Consider the following 19,396-nt stretch of genomic DNA (forward strand, 5'->3'; position numbering starts at 1 on the left):
GACCCGGTGGGTTGTCCACACCTGCAGAGCCCGGCCGCCCCCGTCCACAGATCCCGCACCGAGGCTGGTGCGGGTCGCGTGGCGGTCGCAGGGTGGACAGATCGAAGGGTGTGCCCCACCAGGGGGTGCGTCCGCCACGAGGAGGGGAACATGAGAAAGAGCACCATCCGCTGGCGGTCGGCGCGGCAGCAGCTGCGCCGGCACCGCGAGTCGGGCATGAGCACGGCCGAGTATGCGGTGGGCACCATCGCCGCCTGCGCCTTCGCGGCCGTGCTCCTGGCCATCCTGAAGTCCGGGACGATCCAGGGCCTGGTGACCTCCGTCATCACCACGGCGATCTCGGTGTCGTTGTGACCGCAGGCGGGCACCGGGGACGGGACCGGGGCATGGTGAGTGCAGAGCTGGCGCTCACCGTGCCCTCGATCCTGCTGGTGCTCGCGATCTGCCTCACCGCCCTGGCCCTGGCGATCGACCTGGTCCGGGTCACGGATGCGGCACGCGTGGGCGCGCGTGCCGCATCCCGCGGTGAGGCCCCGGCGGAGGTGCAGCGGCTGGTCCTGGACCGGGCGCCGGAAGGTTCGCACCTGCACGTCGGCCACGAGGATGAGCTCGTGGTGGTCCGGGTGGAGGCGCCGTCCCGGTCCCGCCTGATCCCGCTGCCGCAGGCCCAGGCACAGGCCTCGGCCGTCTGGGAGCCGGGGGCCGGGCCATGAGGGCAGTCAGCGACCAGCGCGACCACCGGAGCAGCGACCGGGGATCCGCGTCGGTCATGGCCGTCGGTGTCGTCGCCGGTCTTGCCGCCGTGCTGGTGGCGGCGCTCGCGTTGGCGGCCGTCCTGGTCGCGGGTCAGCAGGCTCGCACCGCAGCCGACCTCTCCGCGCTGGCCGCAGCGGGCCAGGTGCTGACCGGGGCCGGAAGAGACCGGGCGTGCGCGGAGGCGGACGCGGTGGCGGCGCGCAACGGCGGCCGGCTGGAGAGGTGTGAGCTGAGGCTCGCCCCGGGGCAGCCGTGGCCCACGGTGCTGGTCGCCGTGCGTCGGGATGTGGCGCGGACGCCGTGGTCGCTCACGGCGCGGGCCGTTGCGGGAGCCACCAGCCCAGCCGCGTAGGTGCGGCGGGAGCAGGGAGGCGGTGCCGACACGGGAGAAGACCGACGACACGCGAGCACGAGGCTCAGCGGTCCGGGCCAGACCCCCCGGCCCCGGCCCCTGGGTCGCCGGTGCCGCGGATCTGGTCCCGGCCTGAGCGGGGCAGGATCGGCTGCTGCCCGCTGTCGGAACCGGTGCTGCGCGGAGCCGACCCCGTGCCTGTGCCTGCCGCGGCCTGGCTCGTGCCACCTACCGCGCTCGATCCCGCCCGCGAGGTGGAGCCCCCTCCGGGTCCCCCCGCGGCACGGTCGGGGTGCGAGGCGCCGCTGCGACGGCCCAGGCCCGCCCGGTCACCGTCGCGCTCCGTCCGGCGGTCTGACTCCTTGGCCTGACGGCGCAGCTCGCGGACCTCCTTGGCCTTGCGGGCGGAGGTCTTGGCTCCCACGCCCATCAGCCACAGGCCCGACGTTGCCACCGCCAGGGTGATCCCGCCGGCGAAGAAGAACCAGAGTGGGCTGAGCTCGACGTTGAGGACGCCGTAGTCGATGGAGATCTGGGACATCCCGGCCGTGGCCAGCCAGACGTAGGCGATGACGATGAGCGCCAGGATGAGCAGGACCGCGCCGAAGACGATCATGGCTGACCTTTCCGTCGGTGCCGGCGCCCGGAGGGGCGGACACGTCCGTGCGTGAGCGGCAGCGCCGGTGGGCGTGCTGCCCCGAGGGTAGCGAAGGGTCATCGGGACTGCCGTGCAGGTCAACCCGTAGGGACGCGCACGATCCGCTCGCTGAGCAGGTGGTCCAGCACCGCGTCCGCCCCCGCGCGGTCGAGGGGGTCGTTGCCGCTCCCGCACTTCGGCGACTGCACGCAGGCCGGGCAACCCGAACGGCAGCGGCACTGCCTGACCATGTCCCGGGTGGCTGCCAGCCAGGTCTGGGCGACGTCGAAACCTCTGCGTGAGAACCCGGCCCCGCCAGGGTGCCCGTCGTAGACCATCACCGTCGGCAGGCCCGTGTCCGGGTGGGCGGGTGTGGAGACGCCGCCGAGGTCCCACCGGTCGCAGGTGGCGAGCAGGGGCAGCATCCCGATGGAGGCGTGCTCCGCGGCATGCAACGCGCCCGGTATGTCGTCCTCCCCGACGCCGGCCAGCGCCAGCTCCTCGACCGGCAGCGTCCACCAGACCGCCTGGGTGGTCAGCGAGCGCTCCGGCAGGGCCAGGGGGTGGGTGCCGATCACGGTGCCGTCGGGCAGGAGGCGCTGGAACGCGGTGACCCGGGTGGTCACCTCGACCCGTCCGCGGCAGACGGTCGCCGCGCCCCAGACCTGCTCCTCGTCCACCTGCCGGATCGCGAAGGAGCTCTGGCTGCAGGCCCGGGTGCCCCAGCCGGGATCGCCGGCCACGACCAGGGCGACCCCGGACTCCAGGTCCAGCTCGGTGACCACGTGCGGCTGCCCCTGGTGGACGTAGACCGCCCCCTCGTGCACCGTGGTCAGCGCACGGGCGTCGTCGACGGTGCCCAGCACCCGGCCGCTGCGGGAGTCGACGATCTGCACCGTGTGGCCGGCGTCCCGCAGCTGCAGGTGGTCCGTGGGCCGGTCCGGCCGGCACCAGTACCAGCCGGTGGGGCGGTGCCGCAGCAGCCCACCGACGACCAGCTGCTCCGCGAGGGCCGGCACGCTGGGGCCGAACCAGCGCACGTCCTCCTCCGTCAACGGCAGCTCCGCCGCCGCGGCCGCGAGGTGCGGACCCAGGACGTAGGGGTTCTCCGGGTCCAGGACGCAGCTCTCCACGGGGGCGTCGAAGACCAGCTCGGGATGGCTGAGCAGGTAGGCGTCGAGCGGGTCGTCCGCGGCCACCAGCACGGCCAGGGAGGCCGCTCCCCGGCGGCCGGCGCGACCGACCTGCTGCCAGAAGGAGGCGCGCGTGCCCGGCCAGCCGGCCATCACCACGGCGTCCAGCCCGGCGATGTCGATGCCGAGCTCCAGCGCGCTGGTGGCCGCCAGACCCATCACCGAACGGTCCCGGAGCGCGCCCTCCAGCTCGCGGCGCTCCTCCGGGAGGTACCCGCCGCGGTAGGCGGCCACCCGCGGACCGCCGGACCCGCCGCCTCCCACGCTGCCCTCCAGCGCCTCCCGGGTGCGGGAGGCCACGGACTCCACCCCCAGCCGGGAGCGGGCGAAGGCCACCGTCTGGACGTCGGCGCGCACCAGGTCGGTGAGCAGCGAGGCGGTCTCTCCCAGGGTGCTGCGGCGCTGCCCCTCCTCGTCCTCCGGCGGGGACCACAGCGCGACCACGGTCTCGGCGCGCGGGGAGGCGTCCTGGGTCACCGCCGTCACCGGCTGCCCGAGCAGCGCCTGGCCTAGCTCGGCCGGCTCGGCGACGGTCGCGGAGGCCAGGACCACGGTGGGCTGCGCGCCATACCGCGCGGCCACCCGCAGCAGCCGGCGCAGGACCGCGGACACGTGGGCCCCGAACACCCCGCGGTAGACGTGGCACTCGTCGACCACGACGTAGCGCAGCGAGCGCAGGAAGGCGCGCCACCGCTCGTGACCGGGCAGCAGCGTGTGGTGCACCAGGTCGGGGTTGGTGAGCACGTAGTGCGCGTGGTCGCGGATCCAGCGCCGTTCCTCGGTGGGGGTGTCGCCGTCCAGGGTGGCGACCCGCACACCCGGGACCGCGAGGGTATGCAGTCGTGCCGCCTGGTCGGCGCCCAACGCCTTGGTGGGGGCCAGGTAGAGCGCCGTCGCGCCGCGCCCGCCCAGTGCGGAGGTGCCTTCGCTGATCGCCGTGAGCACCGGCAGCAGGTAGCCGACGGACTTGCCCGAGGCCGTGCCGGTCGCCACCAGGACGTGCTCGCCCTCCCGGGCCAGCCGGGCCACGGTCTCCTGGTGCTCCCACAGGGCGCTGACCCCACCACCCTCGAACGCGGCCACCACCTCGGGTGCGACCCAGTCCGGCCACGGGTGGGTCCGGCCCTGGCGGGCGGGCAGCGTGCGCACGTGCACCAGCCGCTCGCCCCTCGGCCCGCGGGCAAGGTGGGCCAGCGCCCGGTGGGGGTCGAACCCGCCCTCGGGCGTGGTGGGCGGAGCGGCCGTCGGCCGGTCCGGGGCAGGTGCTGCAGACATCGTGGACCACGCTACGCGCCCGGACCGACAGACCCCGACACCTCGGCCTGGACCGGACCGTGACGGGCCAGTCGCAGACCCAGTTCGGGCCCAGTTCCAGGGCCAGTCGCAGACCCAGTTCGGGCCCAGTTCCAGGGCCCGTCGCAGCATCAGCGACCGGACGACTTTCCGTCCCCTCCCGCGAGGGGTGTTGGACCGAGGGGGCGTCCTCACTACAGTGACGGTCGTCCAACGCATAGTTGCGCGAGTCCGTCGCGCTCCGTCGCCCGCACTGTCGCGGGCCGCCCCAGGAGGCTGTACATGGTCCCACTCCGAGCAGCCGCGAGCGATCTGTCGCTCTCGGGAACCGATACCTCGATCGTGGTCGTGGTGCTCGCCATCGCCCTCGTCGCGCTGGTCTTCGGCTTCATGTTCCGCAAGCAGGTGCTGGCGACCCCGACGGGGACCGACAGCATGCGCGAGATCGGCGCCGCGGTGCAGGAGGGGGCCTCGGCCTACCTGGCGCGCATGTTCAAGACGCTGGGCATCTTCGCCGTCGTCGCCTTCCTGCTGCTGCTGGTGCTGCCCGCCGACGACATGTTCGTCCGGATCGGGCGGTCGGTCGCCTTCTTCTTCGGCGCCGGCTTCTCCGCCTTCATCGGCTGGCTGGGCATGAACCTCGCGACCGCCGCCAACATGCGGGTCGCCGAGGCCGCCCGCCACGGCGACCGTGACCAGGGCATGCGCATCGCCTTCCGGACCGGTGGCACGGTGGGTATGGCGACCGTCGGGCTCGGCCTGCTGGGCGCCGCCATGGTGGTGCTGGTCTTCCAGGGCGACGCTCCGACGGTGCTCGAGGGCTTCGGCTTCGGCGCCGCGCTCCTGGCCATGTTCATGCGGGTCGGTGGCGGCATCTTCACCAAGGCCGCCGACGTCGGTGCGGACCTGGTCGGCAAGATCGAGGCCGGCATCCCCGAGGACGACCCGCGCAACGCCGCGACCATCGCCGACAACGTCGGTGACAACGTCGGTGACTGCGCGGGCATGGCCGCGGACCTGTTCGAGTCGTACGCCGTCACCCTGGTCGCCGCCCTCATCCTGGGCACCGCCGCGCTCGGCGCCAACGGTGGCCTGACCTTCCCCCTGATCATCCCGGCGATCGGGGTGCTCACCGCGATCATGGGCGTCTACATCACCAAGGCCCGCCCGGGACAGAACGCCCTGCAGGCGATCAACCAGTCCTTCTACATCTCGGCGGCCGTGGCGGCCGTCGCCTCCGGCATCGCGGCCTTCGTCTTCCTGCCCACCGACTCCGCGGAGCTCACCGGCGGAGAGACGTCGGGCACCGTCACCGGCGGGGCCCTGGCCCTGCTGGGCGACACGTCCGACCTGGACTTCAACCCGGCGCTGGGCTCCGCGGCCGCCGTGGTGATCGGCATCGTGCTCGCCGCCTTCATCCTGTGGCTGACCGGCTACTTCACCGGCACCGAGTCCAAGCCCACCAACGACGTGGCCCGCACCTCGCTCACCGGTCCGGCCACCGTCATCCTGTCCGGGATCGGCATCGGTCTGGAGTCCGCGGTCTACACCGCCGTCACCATCGCCGCGGCCATCTTCGGTCTCTTCCTGCTGGCCGACGGCTCGCTGATCGTCGCCCTGTTCTACGTCGCCGTCGCCGGTTGCGGCCTGCTGACCACGGTCGGCGTCATCGTCGCGATGGACACCTTCGGCCCGGTCTCCGACAACGCGCAGGGCATCGCCGAGATGTCCGGTGACGTCGACGAGGAGGGCGCCCAGATCCTCACCGAGCTGGACGCCGTCGGCAACACCACCAAGGCGATCACCAAGGGGATCGCGATCACCACCGCCGTGCTGGCGGCGACCGCCCTGTTCGGCGCCTACTGGCAGTCCATCAGCGACACCATGGGCGATGTGGCCACCGACGAGGCCAACGCGGACGTCTTCCAGTCCTTCCTCATCATCGACCCGCGGGCGCTGGCGGGCGTGCTGATCGGGGGTGCCGCGGTCTTCCTGTTCTCCGGCCTGGCCATCAACGCGGTCACCCGGGCTGCCGGCGCCATCGTCTTCGAGGTCCGCCGCCAGTTCCGGGAGAAGCCCGGCATCATGGACTACTCCGAGAAGCCGGACTATGCCCGCGTCGTCGACATCTGCACCCGCGACTCGCTGCGCGAGCTGACCACTCCGGGCCTGCTTGCGGTCTTCGCCCCGATCGCCGTGGGCTTCGGCCTGGGTGTGGGCGCACTGGCCGGCTACCTGGCCGGCGCGATCGGCACCGGCGTGCTGATGGCGGTCTTCCTGGCCAACTCCGGCGGCGCGTGGGACAACGCCAAGAAGATCGTCGAGGACGGCCAGTACGGCGGCAAGGGCACCGAGGCGCACGCGGCCACCGTCATCGGTGACACCGTCGGAGACCCCTTCAAGGACACCGCCGGCCCGTCCATCAACCCGTTGATCAAGGTGATGAACCTGGTCGCCCTGCTCATCGCCCCGGCCATCGTCAGCCTGACCTACGGCGAGGACAGCAACGACCTCATCCGCTGGGGCATCGCCCTCGTGTCGATCCTGGTGATCGTCGGCGCGGTCGTCGTCTCCAAGCGTCGCGACATCGCCATCGGCGAGGCACCTGACGAGGCCCACATCCTCACCGAGAGCAAGTAGCCCGACAGCTTTCGCAACGACACGACCGCCGGCGTCCCCCTCGGACGCCGGCGGTCGTGTGTCCGACCAGGCTCGCCGCTCGTGCGGCCGGGCTCCTCGCCCAGAGGGCTGATGAAGCCTCAGGCAAGGCCGATCGCCCGGTGCACCCAGGTCTGGGTCACCACCATGCCGACCTTCTCGTAGAGGCTCAGGGCCCCGGTGCGGGAGTCGGTCGCCAGCCCGACGGCGGGGGCCCCGTGCTCCCGGGCGAGGGCGAAGGCGTCGACCAGCAGCGCCTGGGCCAGCCCCTGACCCCGCTGATCGCGTCGCACGGCGAGCTTGTCCACATACCCCTCCACGGGGGCGCCGTCCTCGTCCCGAGCCATCACCAGGACGGCCGCACCGACGACCCCGTCCGGACCGACGACCACCCGGACCTGCCACGGCTCGAACCCCGGCCGGTGCAGGACGCCGGCCTCGAAGTCCTCGAAGGTCTGGGGCTCGCGGTCCGCCCACTCCAGGAACGCCTCGTCGACGACCTGGTGGACCGCCCGGTACTCCTCGGCCCGCGCCGCGCGGACGTCCTGCCCCTCGGGCAGCGAGCGGGGCTCGATCTGCGCACCCTCCGGCAGGCGGAGCACCCAGGAGGTCCAGGCCACGTGGTAGCCCAGGGCCTCGAGAAGCCGATCGCCGGTGCCCCCCTGCGGCACCGGCATCCCGACCGTGCGCGCCCCCAGCTCACGGGAGCGGTGCTGCATCCACCGGGCCAGGGCCGTGCCGATGCCACGCCCGTGCCAGTCGGGGTGGACCGCTGCGTCGCATCGTCCGTCCCGGGCTGCCTCGGCATACCCGACCATCCGGTCCCCGGCGAAGACGCCCAGGGTGACGGCCGGCACGTCGACGCTGGGCCGCTGCCAGTCGGCGACGATGTCGGCCTCCTCGATGTCCGCCGAGCCGATCTCGGCCCGCTCCAGATCCGCCATCACCTGGTAGACGGCCCGGGCGTCGGCGATCGTCAGCGGTCGGGCGCTCAGGCCGGGCGGGAGGCTCTCCTCGATGCTCACGTCGCCAGTGAAGCGCCCGGGTGGGCGGGTGCGCCACGGGTTTTCGCGCCGCGGCCCGGTCACGACCACCGGGTTGGCGAGCGGGCACCTCCCCCGGCACAGTGGTGCGGTGAGCAGCGACCCCACTCCGTCCCACCCTCGGACCCACCCCGCCCCCCTGCCCCCACCGACCGCGACCTCCCCCCTGGTGCTGGCCGGGCTGCGCGAGGACCTGCGCAGGGCCGCCTACACGGTGGAAGGGCTGGACGGGCTGCTGGGCCCGGTGGCCGCCTCCGCCCTGCACCGCGAGCAGCCGCTGCCGGCCACGAGGGCCACGGAAGGCACGGCGGGAGGCGCCGCCGCCACGCTGGTGCGCTGCTTCGTCCTCGGGCTGCCGGTCGGTTCGTTGGACCTGGAGGTGGCCCTGCCCAGGACCGGGGTCGGGGGGTTGCTCGGCCTCGGGCTCGTCCGCCGGAGCGCCGACGGAGAGGGTGGTCACCGGGTCACTGTGCGGGCGACGTGCGACCTGCGGCCCTACGGGACCGAGCAGGAGACCTGGTGGGTGGCCTCGGACCTCTCCGAGCTGGCCGTGGGTGGGCCGCTGCCGACCGACCACGTGCTGGGGATCGGCGGTGCCTCGACCACCCTCGCGTCCTGGACCCCCCGTCCGCGGGTCGGCCGTGCGCTCGACCTCGGGACGGGGTGCGGGGTGCAGGCGCTGCACCTGGCCGGGCACACGGGCGAGCGGACCGTGACCGACCTCTCGGACCGGGCGCTGGCGTTCGCGCGGTTCACCCTGGCGCTCAACGGGGTCGACGCGGACGTGCGGCACGGCAGCCTGCTGGAACCGGTGCAGGGGGAGCGGTTCGACCTCATCGTGACGAACCCGCCCTTCGTCATCACCCCCCGCCGTGCCGACGTGCCTCTCTACGAGTACCGCGACGGCGGGGAGGCGGGTGACGCCCTCGTCGCCGGTCTGGTGCGTGACCTTCCGGACCACCTCGAGCCCGGCGGTGTGGCCCAGCTGCTGGCCAACTGGGAGCTGCGGACCGGGGAGGACTGGCGGGAGCGGGTCGGCGGATGGCTGGCCGGCACGGGGCTGGACGCCTGGGTGGTGCAGCGGGAGGTGCAGGACGTGGCCGAGTATGCCGAGACGTGGGCCCGCGACGGCGGGCACCGGCCGGGCACGCCCGGGTTCGAGGTCCTGTATGCCGCGTGGCTGGACGACTTCGCCGCACGGGGCGTGGAGCGGGTGGGCTTCGGCGTGCTCACGCTCCAGCGCCCCGCCACCGTGCGGGAGCCGTGGCTCGACCTCGTCGAGGTCCCGCACCCGGTCGCCGCGCCGATGGGACCCACGATCCTGGCCGGGCTGCAGGCCCGGACCTGGCTGGCGGAGCACGACGAGGATGACCTGCTGGACGTCGCCTGGCGGGTGACGGACGACGTCACCGAACAGCGGGTCGGCCGACCCGGAGCCGTCGACCCTGCCGTGATCCAGCTCCGACAAGGCGGCGGGCTACGTCGGGTGGTGCGCCTGGACACCCTGGGCGCGGGCCTGGTGGGGGCCTGTGACGGCGAGCTGACCGCCCGCCAGCTCTGCTCGGGTCTGGCGGTGCTGACCGAGGCGAGCGTGGACGACGTGGTGCCGGCCGTGCTGCCGCTGCTGCGCGAGCTGGTGGCCGACGGCCTGCTGCGGTGATCCGGGCGGCCGCGAGCGCCTCCGCGGGCCCTGCCGGCGGATGCCGTGCTCGGTCGGGCCTTTTGACGTGTCCCGTGGGGCTCTTCGACGTGTCCTGTCGGGCGCGCAGGGGGAGGTTCAGTAGCGGCGGATCCAGTAGGTGTCCCGGGCCAGCACGATCTCCCGGTTGCCCAGCTCGCTGTGCCGGCAGGTGACGCCGCTCTCGCTGGCCGCGCAGGAGACGGGGCCGTGCACCATCGTGCTGCCGTAGGGCAGGACGGCCAGCGGGCCACCGTCGGCGTCCAGGGTCTCGCCCTCCAGCTCCTCTGCCCACCAGCCCAGCCGGTCCACCCCCGCCGAGGGCGCGAGGTCCTCGGGAGCGCAGGTCCACGCCGCCGGCTCGTTGGTCATCGTCATGGTGTCGGCGTTCTCCACGGTGCAGTCGCCCAGCACGTCGGGCATCATGAACTCCGCGCGGACGTCGTAGGACTTCTCGACGATCTGGCAGAAGGCGTTCTCCTCCGACAGGACGCAGGCCACATTGCCGCTGGGCAGCACGAACGCCGCCCGGTCACCCTCGACTCGCACGGTGCTGCCGTCCTCGCTGACGCTGCGCTCCGGCGGCACGGGCGCGATCTCGGCCGGCTCCGTGGGTGGCGGCACGGGCTCGCCCGCCTGGGTGGCCCCCTGCCCGCCGTCACCGTCGGCGGCTCCCGCCCCGTCGGCGTCGCCGGTCACCGCTTGCTGGTCGGCCCCGTCCCCGTCGTCGGAGTCGCACCCGGTCAGCGCCAGCGCACCCACCGCCGTGGCCAGCAGGACGGCTCGCGTCCGACGCCGCATACCCGACCCTGGGCGACCTGCACCTGCGCGCACCTTCATGGGGATGCAGCGTAGCCGGTGCGTCCCGATGGGTTACGGTGACGCCCGGAAGCCCCGTGCCACGAAGCTGCGACGAATCCGCGGCACACGGGGGAAAGAGGAGCTGAACATGGCCGCAGGCAGCAAACTGGTGATCGTCGAGTCGCCGGGCAAGGTGAAGAGCATCGGGGAGTACCTCGGGCCGGAGTACCACGTCGACGCCAGCATCGGTCACATCCGGGACCTGCCCAACCCCTCCGAGCTGCCGCCGGAGATGAAGAAGGGCCCCTACGGCAAGTTCGCGATCGACGTGGACAACGGCTTCGACCCCTACTACGTCGTCGACGCCGACAAGAAGAAGAAGGTCACCGAGCTCAAGCGGGCGCTCAAGAACGCCGACGAGGTCTACCTGGCCACCGACGAGGACCGCGAGGGGGAGGCCATCGCCTGGCACCTGCTCGAGGTGCTCAAGCCCAAGGTCCCGGTCAAGCGGATGGTCTTCCACGAGATCACCAAGGAGGCCATCCAGCGGGCGGTCCACGAGACCCGCGACCTGGACATGGACCTGGTCGACGCGCAGGAGAGCCGCCGGATCCTGGACCGCCTCTACGGGTATGAGGTCTCGCCCGTGCTGTGGCGCAAGGTGCGCCAGGGGCTCTCGGCCGGGCGGGTGCAGTCGGTCGCGACGCGCATGGTCGTGGAGCGCGAGCGGGAGCGGATGGCCTTCCGGTCCGCCTCCTACTGGGACGTCGAGGGCGAGTTCGCCCCCGGTGGCAACAGCGGCCAGGCCTTCGAGGCCAAGCTCAGCTCCGTCGACGGGGCCAAGGTGGCCACCGGGCGGGACTTCCGGGACGACGGGACGCTGCGCACCGCGGGTGCGGTCCAGCTGGACGCCGCGGCCGCCCAGGCGATCGCCGCCGGCACCCTCGAGGCGGACGTCGTCGTCAGCAACGTCTCCGAGAAGCCCTACACCCGCCGCCCGTCGGCGCCGTTCACCACCTCCACCCTGCAGCAGGAGGCCAGCCGCAAGCTGCGGCTGAACAGCCAGAGCACGATGCGCACCGCGCAGCGGCTCTACGAGAACGGCTACATCACCTACATGCGCACCGACTCCACGACGCTGTCCAGCTCGGCCATCAGCGCGGCACGGTCCCAGGCCCGGGACATGTACGGCGCCGACTACGTACCCGACACCCCTCGTGCCTACGGGAAGAAGTCGAAGAACGCGCAGGAGGCGCACGAGGCGATCCGGCCCGCCGGCGACCGGTTCCGCACCCCCGCCCAGGTCGCGGGCGAGCTGCGCGGCCAGGAGTACGCCCTCTACGAGCTGATCTGGAAGCGCACGGTCGCCTCGCAGATGGCCGACGCCAAGGGCTCGACGGCCAGCGTGCGGCTCACCGCCGCCCTCCCTCAGGGCACCCAGGCAGGCGGTACGGCATACCGCAGCGCGGAGTATGCCGCGTCCGGCACGGTGATCACCTTCCGCGGCTTCCTCGCCGCGTACGAGGAGGGTCGGGACGAGTCTCGCTACGGCGACGACGCGCAGATGGACCGCCGCCTGCCCAAGCTGTCCGAGGGGGTCGGCCTGGAGACGCTGCGCGCGGAGGCGCAGGGACACCAGACCAGCCCGCCGGCCCGCTACACCGAGGCCACGCTCGTCAAGGCGCTGGAGGAGAAGGGCATCGGCCGACCCTCCACCTATGCGGCCACAGTCAGCACCATCCAGGACCGTGGTTACGTGCGGACGCGCGGCTCGGCGCTGATCCCGACCTGGCTGGCCTTCGCCGTCACCCAGCTGCTGGAGCAGCACTTCCCGCGGCTGGTCGACTACGACTTCACCGCCTCGATGGAGCAGGACCTGGACCGGATCGCCGGCGGTGACGAGCAGCGGGCGGCCTGGTTGCAGCGGTTCTACTTCGGCGACGAGGCCCGCCGGACGGAGGGGCTGCGCGACCTGGTCCAGGACCTCGGCGACATCGACGCCCGGGCCGTGTCCGCCGTGCAGATCGGCGACGGGTCGGTTGTGCGCGTCGGGCGCTACGGGCCCTACGTCGAGGTCGAGGAGGACGGCGAGGTCAAGCGGGCCACCGTGCCCGACGACATCGCGCCGGACGAGATGACCGCGGAGAAGGCGGCCGAGCTCCTGGCCGCCGCCGCCGACGACGGACGCGTGCTCGGCACCGACCCGGAGACCGGGCGGGAGATCGTCGCCCGCGCCGGCCGTTACGGCCCCTACGTCACCGAGGTGATCCCGGAGGAGGAGGCGCCGGCGGGCACGAAGAAGAAGGCCGCCAAGGTCAAGCCCCGCACCGGCTCGTTGTTCAAGGACATGGACCTGGCCACCATCGACCTGGAGACCGCGCTGAAGCTGCTGTCGCTGCCGCGCGTGGTCGGGGTCGACGCCGAAGGGGTGGAGATCACCGCCCAGAACGGCCGCTACGGTCCCTACCTGAAGAAGGGCACCGACAGCCGCTCGCTGGAGTCGGAGGCGCAGATCTTCGACATCACCCTGGAGGAGGCGCTGGCGATCTACGCCCAGCCCAAGACCCGCGGTCGTGGTGCGGCCAAGCCGCCGCTGCGCGAGTTCGCCGAGGACCCGGTCTCGGGCAAGAAGGTCGTGGTCAAGGACGGGAGGTTCGGTCCCTACGTCACCGACGGCGAGACCAACGCCACCCTGCGCAAGGACGACGACCCGGAGACGCTGACCCAGGAGCGGGCCTTCGAGCTGATCGCCGAGAAGCGCGCCAAGGGCCCCACCACCCGCAAGCGGGCAGCGAAGAAGACGACCGCGAAGAAGACGACCGCGAAGAAGACGACCGCGAAGAAGACGACGGCGAAGAAGACGGCGACCAAGAAGGCCTGACCGGCGACACGCTTTGCCCGCGACCGGCGACACGCTTTGCCCGCGACCGGGAGGGGGCCGGGACCTTGGTCCCGTGAAGGTCCGGACTCTCGCCTCTACTACGGCTTGTCGGATGTTGGGATGCTGGAGTCAGCCACCAAGAAACACACCACTCAAGGAGCTGGCTGACATGACCACCACCGCCCCCCGTCCCGACATCGCCCGCAACCCTCGCGAGCACACCGTCGAGCACACCCTGGGGCACACCGGGGAGCGCAGCACCGGCGAGCACGTCCTGCCGACCGCGGGCGGGTACGCCCTGGGCGCGGTGCGGATCGCGTTCGGGTTCTACTTCCTGTGGGCGTTCCTGGACAAGACCTTCGGCCTGGGCTTCGCCACCCCTGCCGAGCGGGCCTGGCTCAACGGCGGCAGCCCCACCACCGGCTACCTGTCCGGCGTGGAGGGTCCGCTGGCCGGTTTCTACAACGCCCTGGCCGGCAACGTCGTCATCGACGTGCTGTTCATGCTGGGTCTGCTCGGTGTCGGCCTGACGCTGCTGCTGGGCATGGGTGCCCGGGTCGGTGCCCTGGCGGGTGCGCTGATGTACGTCTTCATGTACGGCGCGTCGCTGCCGATGGTGACCAACCCGGTCCTGGACGACCACGTCACCGGTGCGATGGTCCTCATCGCCATCGCCCTCATCCCGGCCTCCTGGGCCTACCTGGGCCTGGGCAGGCTGTGGACCCGCACCGCCCCCAAGTACCTCTGGTGAGCTAGGCCACGACCAGAGACACCTCGAGAGACCCGGGCGCCTGAGGCGCCCGGGTCACGCGTTCGACAGGGCCTTGTCGAGATCGGCGATGAGGTCCGCGGAGGACTCCAGCCCGATCGAGAGGCGCAGGAGGCCCTCGCCAGGCCTGGCGTCGGCGGTGACCGGGCGGTGGGTCAGCGCCGCAGGGTGCTGCACCAGGGTGTCGACGCCGCCGAGGGACACGGCGTGGGTGATCAGCTCGGTCGCCTCCGCCACGGCGGCGGCCCCGTCGTAGCTGCCGACGTCGAAGGCGAGCACCGCGCCCGGTCCGGACATCTGGGTCCCGACCAGCCCGGCAGGGTCGGCGCCCTCCAGGCCGGGGTAGTGCACCCGCTGGACGGCCGGATGCTGGGTCAGCCAGTGCGCTACCACCTGGGCTGTGTCCTGCTGGGCCAGGACCCGCACCGCCAGGGTCTGCAGCCCACGGTGGGCCAGGTAGGCCGACAGGGGGTGCAGCACGGCGCCGGTGATGGCGCGCACCGGCCGGATCCGCTGGGCCCACTCCGTGGACGTCACCACCGCGCCCGCCAGGACGTCGCCGTGCCCGGCGAGAAACTTGGTCACCGAGTGCAGGACCAGAGTGACGCCCAGCTCCAGAGGGCGCTGCAGGATGGGAGTGGCGAAGGTGTTGTCGACCATGACCGGCACCTGCCCCGCGGCCGCCACGACCGTGCGCAGGTCGACCAGGTCCAGGGTGGGGTTGGCCGGAGTCTCCACCAGCACCAGCCCGGTGTCCGGCTCGATGGCCTCACGGACCCCGGCCGCGTCTGTCCAGGTCACGCGGGTCCCCAGCAGCCCGCCGGCGAGCAGGTGGTCGGAGCCGCCGTAGAGCGGCCGCACCGCCACCACGTGGGGAGTGCCGGCCGACACGCAGGCCAGCAGTACGGCTGAGAGCGCCGCCATGCCCGAGGCGAAGGCGACGCCGTGCTCCCCGCCCTCGAGGTCGGCCAGCGCCTCCTCGAAGCGGGCCACGCCCGGGCTCCACAGCCGCTGGTAGACGGCGGTCTGGCCCTCGGCCCGGACGCCGCCACCGGCCATCTGGTCGTACGCCTCGCCACCCTCCTCGACGCTGGGCAGGGGATAGGTGCTGGAGAGATCGATCGGGGGCACGTGGACGCCCAGGGCGGTCAGGTCCGCGCGTCCTGCGTGGACGGACCGGGTCTCGACGCTGAGATGTTCGGCAGGCATAGGACAATGGTGCAGAGCCTGCGGCCCAGAGTCAATATCTCCGAAGGGGGCGCGCGGAGTCCGTCACCCGGTCTATCCTGCTCCTCATGGGGGTCACCACCCACGAGGCACAGCGGCCGGCCCGCACCCCGCTGGAACTCGCCCGGTCCATCGCTGCACCGGCGTCGACGCCGAGACAGCAGGTGTCCTTGGCGTCCCCGGCGTCGCCTGCTTCGCCTGTCTCCCCGGCGGCGCAGAGACACCCGACCGCGGCCCCGAGCCTGATCGTCATCGTCGCGGCCAGCCGAGCCGAGCAGCAGCGGCTGCTGGCCAGCATCCCCGCGGACGTGCCCGTCCTGGTCACCACGAGCGCGGAGCAGGCCGAGGCGCTGCTGCACACCCTGCCCTTGCGCACCGCTCCCGGCGCTGGTCCCACCCACGGTCCAGGCACGGCGCCCGTCACCCTTCTCACCTCAACGCCCACCCCAGCGCCCACCTCAACACCCACCGGGATGACCCCCAGCCTCCCAGGGCCGACGGTGAGAGCGGCGGAGCGGACCGTCTCGTGGGCGGGCGGGCACAGCGTCAGGCTGACCCCGCTGGAGTTCGCGCTCCTTCAGACGCTCATCTCGGACCAGGGCCGGGTGTGGTCCTTCGCCGAGCTGTCCACCAAGGTCTGGGCCACCGGCTTCGTCGGCGACGGTGCCCAGGTGCGGGCGGTCGTGAAACGGCTGCGCCGCAAGCTCGGCGAGGCCCAGGCCCCGGTGATGGTGGAGACGGTCCGGGGGTCCGGATTCCGTCTCGCCTCCCGCCCCAGCCCGTGCGTCACCTGAGCGCAGCGGCCGGACGCCTCGACCGTCGGGCGCGGTGCGGCGCAGGGTATGCCGCCCGCGTGCGGCATACCCTGGCGTCGTGCCGAAGAATCCTCGTGACCACAAGCCCCTGGACCCCGTCGACCTGGCGCTCGTGCGTCTGCTCGAGCAGGACGGGAGGATGTCCAACGCGATGCTCGCCCGGGAGGTGGGGATCGCCGAGTCCACGTGCCTGGTGCGGGTGCGCAGCCTGCGCGAGCGGGGCGTGATCCGCGGCATCCACGCCGACATCGACCCGGTCGCGGTCGGTCGACCGGTCGAGGCGATGATCGCCGTCCGCTTCGGCGGCCACCGCCGCAGCCACTTCGAGCAGTTCACCGAGGAGGTCCCCGCCCTGCCCGGGGTGCTCGGCGCGTTCCACGTCTCCGGCGCCATCGACTACTACGTCCACGTCGCCTGCCCCAGCGCGGACGCCCTGCGCGACTTCGTGCTCGACCACCTCACCAACCGCCCCGGGGTGCTGCACGCCGAGACCTCGCTGATCTTCGAGAGCCAGCGCGGACGGGGCACGATGACCCGCCCGGACGACCTGCCGCGCGAACCGGCTTGACCCTCACGCATCGTCAGGGCCCACGCTGATCGGGTGATCGAGATGACGGAGCAGCTCTGGACGGTCGGCCAGGTCGCCGACGAGGTCGGCGTCACGGTGCGCACCCTGCACCACTACGACCAGATCGGCCTGGTGCGGCCGTCCGAGCGCAGCCGGGCCGGCTACCGCCTCTATACCGAGGCGGACCTGCAGCGGCTGCAGCACGTCGTCGTCTACCGCCGCCTGGGCTTCTCCCTCGACCAGATCGGGGAGATCCTCGCGGCGGGCGCCGATGTCACCGCGCACCTGCGGCGGCAGCGGGCAGCGGTCACGGACAGGCTGACCGAGCTCACCGGGCTGGTCAGCGCGATCGACAAGGCCCTGGAGGCACAGATGAACGACTACCAGATCACTGCGGAGGAGCGGCGCGAGCTGTTCGGCGACGGGTTCGACGACGGCTACGCCCGGGAGGCCGAGGAGCGCTGGGGTGGCACCGAGGCCTGGGAGCAGTCCCAGCGGCGGGCCAAGAACTACACCAAGGAGCAGTGGGAGCAGATCAAGGCGGAGGGTGAGGAGGTCAACGCCCGGTTCGTCGAGCTGCTCACCTCCGGGGTGCCGGCCGACTCCCAGGCGGCGATGGACGTCGCCGAGGCCGCGCGCCAGCAGATCTGCACGTGGTTCTACGACTGCCCGCGCGAGCTGCACGCCAACATCGCCGAGATGTACGTGGCCGACCCGCGCTTCACCAAGACCTACGAGGACATCCACGAGGGTCTGGCGCGATACGTCCGCGACGCTGTCGTGGCCAACGCCGCACGCGGCTGACTGTGGACGGGCCGGCACCGTCGGTGCCGTCCCGTAGGCTTCCCCACGTGACCGAGCAGATCCCGCCGCCGCCCGCGACACGCGGCCACGGCGGCGGGCTGTTCGTCGCCTTCGAGGGTGGCGACGGGGCCGGGAAGTCCACCCAGTCCGGGCTGCTGGGCCAGTGGCTGACCGACCAGGGGTATGCCGTGCGGCATACCCGTGAGCCCGGGGGCACCGCCCTGGGACGCCAGGTCCGCGAGCTGCTCCTGCACGGCGAGGACGGCTCGGTCAGCCCGCGCGCGGAGGCCCTGCTCTTCGCCGCAGACCGGGCGCACCACGTCGCGTCCCTCGTGCGACCCGCACTCCTGGCCGGGCAGGTGGTGCTCTCCGACCGCTACCTCGACTCCTCCGTCGCCTACCAGGGGGCGGCGCGGGCGCTGGGCCATGACGAGGTGCGCGAGCTGTCGCTGTGGGCCGTGGAAGGCCTCGTGCCCGACCTCACCGTGCTGCTCGACGTCAGCGCGCGCGAGGGCCGGGCGCGTCGAGGCGAGGTGCACGACCGGCTGGAGCGCGAGACGGACGAGTTCCACGACCGGGTCCGGCGGGGTTTCCTCGACCTCGCCGCTCGCGAGCCCGGCCGCTACCTGGTGCTCGACGCCTCCCGGCCCGTGGCGGAGCTGGCCGCGGCGATCCGCCGGCGGGTCACCGAGCTCCTGTCGCAGCGCGGCAAGGTCGCGGCGCAGGAGCGGCTCGGGTGAGCGTCTTCGACCAGCTGGTCGGCCAGGAGCGGGTCGTCGGCACGCTGCAGCAGGCGGCCACGGTGCCCGGCGCGATGACGCACGCCTGGCTGTTCACCGGGCCACCGGGTTCCGGGCGCTCGGTCGCGGCCCGGACCTTCGCGGCTGCCCTGCAGTGCGAGAGGCACCCGGACGGGGCCGGGTGCGGTGAGTGTCAGCCGTGCCGGATGGTCCTCGCCGGCAGCCACCCGGACGTGCGGGTGGTCGACACGGAGCAGACCTTCATCAAGGTCGAGGAGGCGAGGGCCCTCGTCGTCGAGGCCCAGGCCCGCCCTAGCCTCGGCCGTTGGCGGGTGATCATCGTGGAGGACGCCGACCGGCTCAACGACTACTCCGCCAACACCTTGCTGAAGTCCTTGGAGGAGCCCACTGCGCGGACGGTGTGGATGCTGTGCGCGCCGACGCTGGAGGACGTGCTGGTGACGATCCGCTCGCGGTGCCGGCACGTGCGGCTGGGGACGCCCCCGGCGGCCGCGGTCGCCGACCTGCTGGTGCGCCGGGACGGCATCGACCCGTCGATGGCCCACTACGCCGCCCGTGCGGCGCAGAGCCACATCGGCATCGCCCGACGGCTGGCCACCGACGAGCACGCCCGCGCCCGCCGGCGCGAGATCGTCTCGATCCCGCTCACCCTGCGTTCCCTCGGGGATGGGCTACGGGCCGCGGCCGACCTCGTGCAGGAGGCCGGCGAAGGGGCCCGGGCAACCTCGGACGACTACGCCGAGCAGCAGCGGCGTACGCTGCTGGAGCAGGTCGGGGCCGACCCGCAGGCGCGGACCCAGCCGCCCTCGGTGCGGGCGCACCTGCGCCGCCTGGAGGACCGGCTCAAGGCCGAGGCCCGCCGCCAGCAGCACGACAGCATCGACGCGGCGCTGACCGACCTGGCCTCGGCCTACCGCGACGCCCTCATCGTGGCCACCGGCGCCCAGGTGGCCCAGGTCAACACCAGCGACCCGGACCAGATCGACAAGCTGGCCCTCGCGATGACTCCGGAGGAGCTGCTGGGTGCGCTGGAGACGATCGGCCTGGCCCGCCAGCGCCTCATCGCCAACGGCTCGCCCCTGCTGGTCCTGGAGGCGATGATGATAGGCCTGACCCTGCCGCGCGGCGCATGAGCCGACCCGCGGTGGACCACCCGGAAG

General features: G+C 72.8%; 17 protein-coding genes. 12 read left to right on the forward strand and 5 right to left on the reverse strand.

The features are described 5' to 3' along the window. Positions 1-150: 150 nt before the first annotated feature. Genes ESZ52_RS02125 through ESZ52_RS02135 form a run of 3 tightly spaced genes read left to right on the forward strand, consistent with a single transcriptional unit; the run spans position 151 to position 1,108 of the window. Positions 151-354, forward strand: coding sequence for a DUF4244 domain-containing protein (locus tag ESZ52_RS02125; protein ID WP_131103485.1), 204 nt, complete (start codon positions 151-153; stop codon positions 352-354). A gap of 32 nt (positions 355-386) precedes the next feature. Beyond that, positions 387-713 carry a TadE family type IV pilus minor pilin gene (locus ESZ52_RS02130; RefSeq protein WP_131103486.1) on the forward strand — a complete coding sequence of 109 codons (327 nt, stop codon included), beginning with the start codon at positions 387-389 and terminating at the stop codon, positions 711-713. Beyond that, positions 710-1,108, forward strand: coding sequence for an Rv3654c family TadE-like protein (locus ESZ52_RS02135; protein ID WP_131103487.1), 399 nt, complete (start codon positions 710-712; stop codon positions 1,106-1,108). The genes ESZ52_RS02130 and ESZ52_RS02135 overlap by 4 nt, the downstream gene beginning before the upstream one ends. Positions 1,109-1,172: 64 nt before the next feature. Here ESZ52_RS02135 and ESZ52_RS02140 read toward each other — a convergent pair whose 3' ends face one another. Together ESZ52_RS02140 and ESZ52_RS02145 are read right to left on the reverse strand one after the other, a co-directional pair. Continuing rightward, entirely contained in the window at positions 1,173-1,724 is a 552-nt protein-coding gene (locus ESZ52_RS02140; protein ID WP_131103488.1) for a leucine-rich repeat flightless-interacting protein, read from the reverse strand. A gap of 119 nt (positions 1,725-1,843) precedes the next feature. Beyond that, positions 1,844-4,213, reverse strand: coding sequence for a DEAD/DEAH box helicase (locus ESZ52_RS02145; protein ID WP_131103489.1), 2,370 nt, complete (start codon positions 4,211-4,213; stop codon positions 1,844-1,846). A gap of 300 nt (positions 4,214-4,513) precedes the next feature. On the opposite strand from ESZ52_RS02145, the gene ESZ52_RS02150 reads away from it, so the two are divergent. Then, complete coding sequence (locus tag ESZ52_RS02150; protein WP_131103490.1) at positions 4,514-6,871, forward strand: sodium-translocating pyrophosphatase; 2,358 nt, start codon at positions 4,514-4,516, stop codon at positions 6,869-6,871. A gap of 119 nt (positions 6,872-6,990) precedes the next feature. On the opposite strand, the gene ESZ52_RS02155 is transcribed toward ESZ52_RS02150, so the two are convergent. Beyond that, positions 6,991-7,914 (reverse strand): GNAT family N-acetyltransferase, encoded by a 924-nt coding sequence (locus ESZ52_RS02155; protein ID WP_238154323.1) that lies wholly within the window; start codon positions 7,912-7,914, stop codon positions 6,991-6,993. A gap of 109 nt (positions 7,915-8,023) precedes the next feature. Between ESZ52_RS02155 and ESZ52_RS02160 the strand changes: the two genes are divergently transcribed. Beyond that, on the forward strand, positions 8,024-9,592 hold the full coding sequence (locus ESZ52_RS02160; protein ID WP_425600028.1) for a DUF7059 domain-containing protein: 1,569 nt from the start codon (positions 8,024-8,026) through the stop codon (positions 9,590-9,592). 117 nt (positions 9,593-9,709) lie between these two features. On the opposite strand, the gene ESZ52_RS02165 is transcribed toward ESZ52_RS02160, so the two are convergent. Then, positions 9,710-10,411: a hypothetical protein gene (locus ESZ52_RS02165; protein ID WP_131103492.1), complete on the reverse strand. Its 702-nt coding sequence runs from the start codon at positions 10,409-10,411 to the stop codon at positions 9,710-9,712. Between the two features lie 148 nt (positions 10,412-10,559). Here ESZ52_RS02165 and topA point away from each other — a divergent pair, with 148 nt between their 5' ends. Beyond that, complete coding sequence (topA, locus tag ESZ52_RS02170) at positions 10,560-13,292, forward strand: type I DNA topoisomerase (protein WP_131103493.1); 2,733 nt, start codon at positions 10,560-10,562, stop codon at positions 13,290-13,292. 169 nt (positions 13,293-13,461) lie between these two features. Then, a complete protein-coding gene (locus tag ESZ52_RS19075) occupies positions 13,462-14,043 on the forward strand; it encodes a hypothetical protein (RefSeq protein ID WP_181009800.1) in 582 nt (193 codons plus the stop codon). Between the two features lie 54 nt (positions 14,044-14,097). Here the strand turns inward: ESZ52_RS19075 and ESZ52_RS02180 are convergent, their stop codons facing one another. Beyond that, the gene (locus ESZ52_RS02180; RefSeq protein WP_131103494.1) at positions 14,098-15,270 is read right to left on the reverse strand and encodes a trans-sulfuration enzyme family protein; all 1,173 of its coding nucleotides are present in this window, start codon (positions 15,268-15,270) and stop codon (positions 14,098-14,100) included. Positions 15,271-15,356: 86 nt separating this feature from the next. Between ESZ52_RS02180 and ESZ52_RS02185 the strand changes: the two genes are divergently transcribed. From ESZ52_RS02185 to ESZ52_RS02205, 5 genes are all read left to right on the forward strand, one after another. Beyond that, positions 15,357-16,082, forward strand: a complete 726-nt coding sequence (locus ESZ52_RS02185) for a winged helix-turn-helix domain-containing protein (protein WP_131103495.1) — start codon at positions 15,357-15,359, stop codon at positions 16,080-16,082. A 79-nt stretch (positions 16,083-16,161) separates the two neighbouring features. After that, entirely contained in the window at positions 16,162-16,671 is a 510-nt protein-coding gene (locus tag ESZ52_RS02190) for an Lrp/AsnC family transcriptional regulator (RefSeq protein ID WP_131103496.1), read from the forward strand. Between the two features lie 42 nt (positions 16,672-16,713). Beyond that, entirely contained in the window at positions 16,714-17,475 is a 762-nt protein-coding gene (locus tag ESZ52_RS02195; protein ID WP_131106372.1) for a MerR family transcriptional regulator, read from the forward strand. 47 nt (positions 17,476-17,522) lie between these two features. Further along, entirely contained in the window at positions 17,523-18,215 is a 693-nt protein-coding gene (tmk, locus tag ESZ52_RS02200) for a dTMP kinase (RefSeq protein WP_131103497.1), read from the forward strand. Next, positions 18,212-19,369 (forward strand): DNA polymerase III subunit delta', encoded by a 1,158-nt coding sequence (locus tag ESZ52_RS02205; protein ID WP_131103498.1) that lies wholly within the window; start codon positions 18,212-18,214, stop codon positions 19,367-19,369. The genes tmk and ESZ52_RS02205 overlap by 4 nt, the downstream gene beginning before the upstream one ends. Positions 19,370-19,396: the final 27 nt, after the last annotated feature.

The organism is Ornithinimicrobium sufpigmenti (genome assembly GCF_004322775.1).
Taxonomy (GTDB): Bacteria; Actinomycetota; Actinomycetes; order Actinomycetales; family Dermatophilaceae; genus Ornithinicoccus; species Ornithinicoccus sufpigmenti.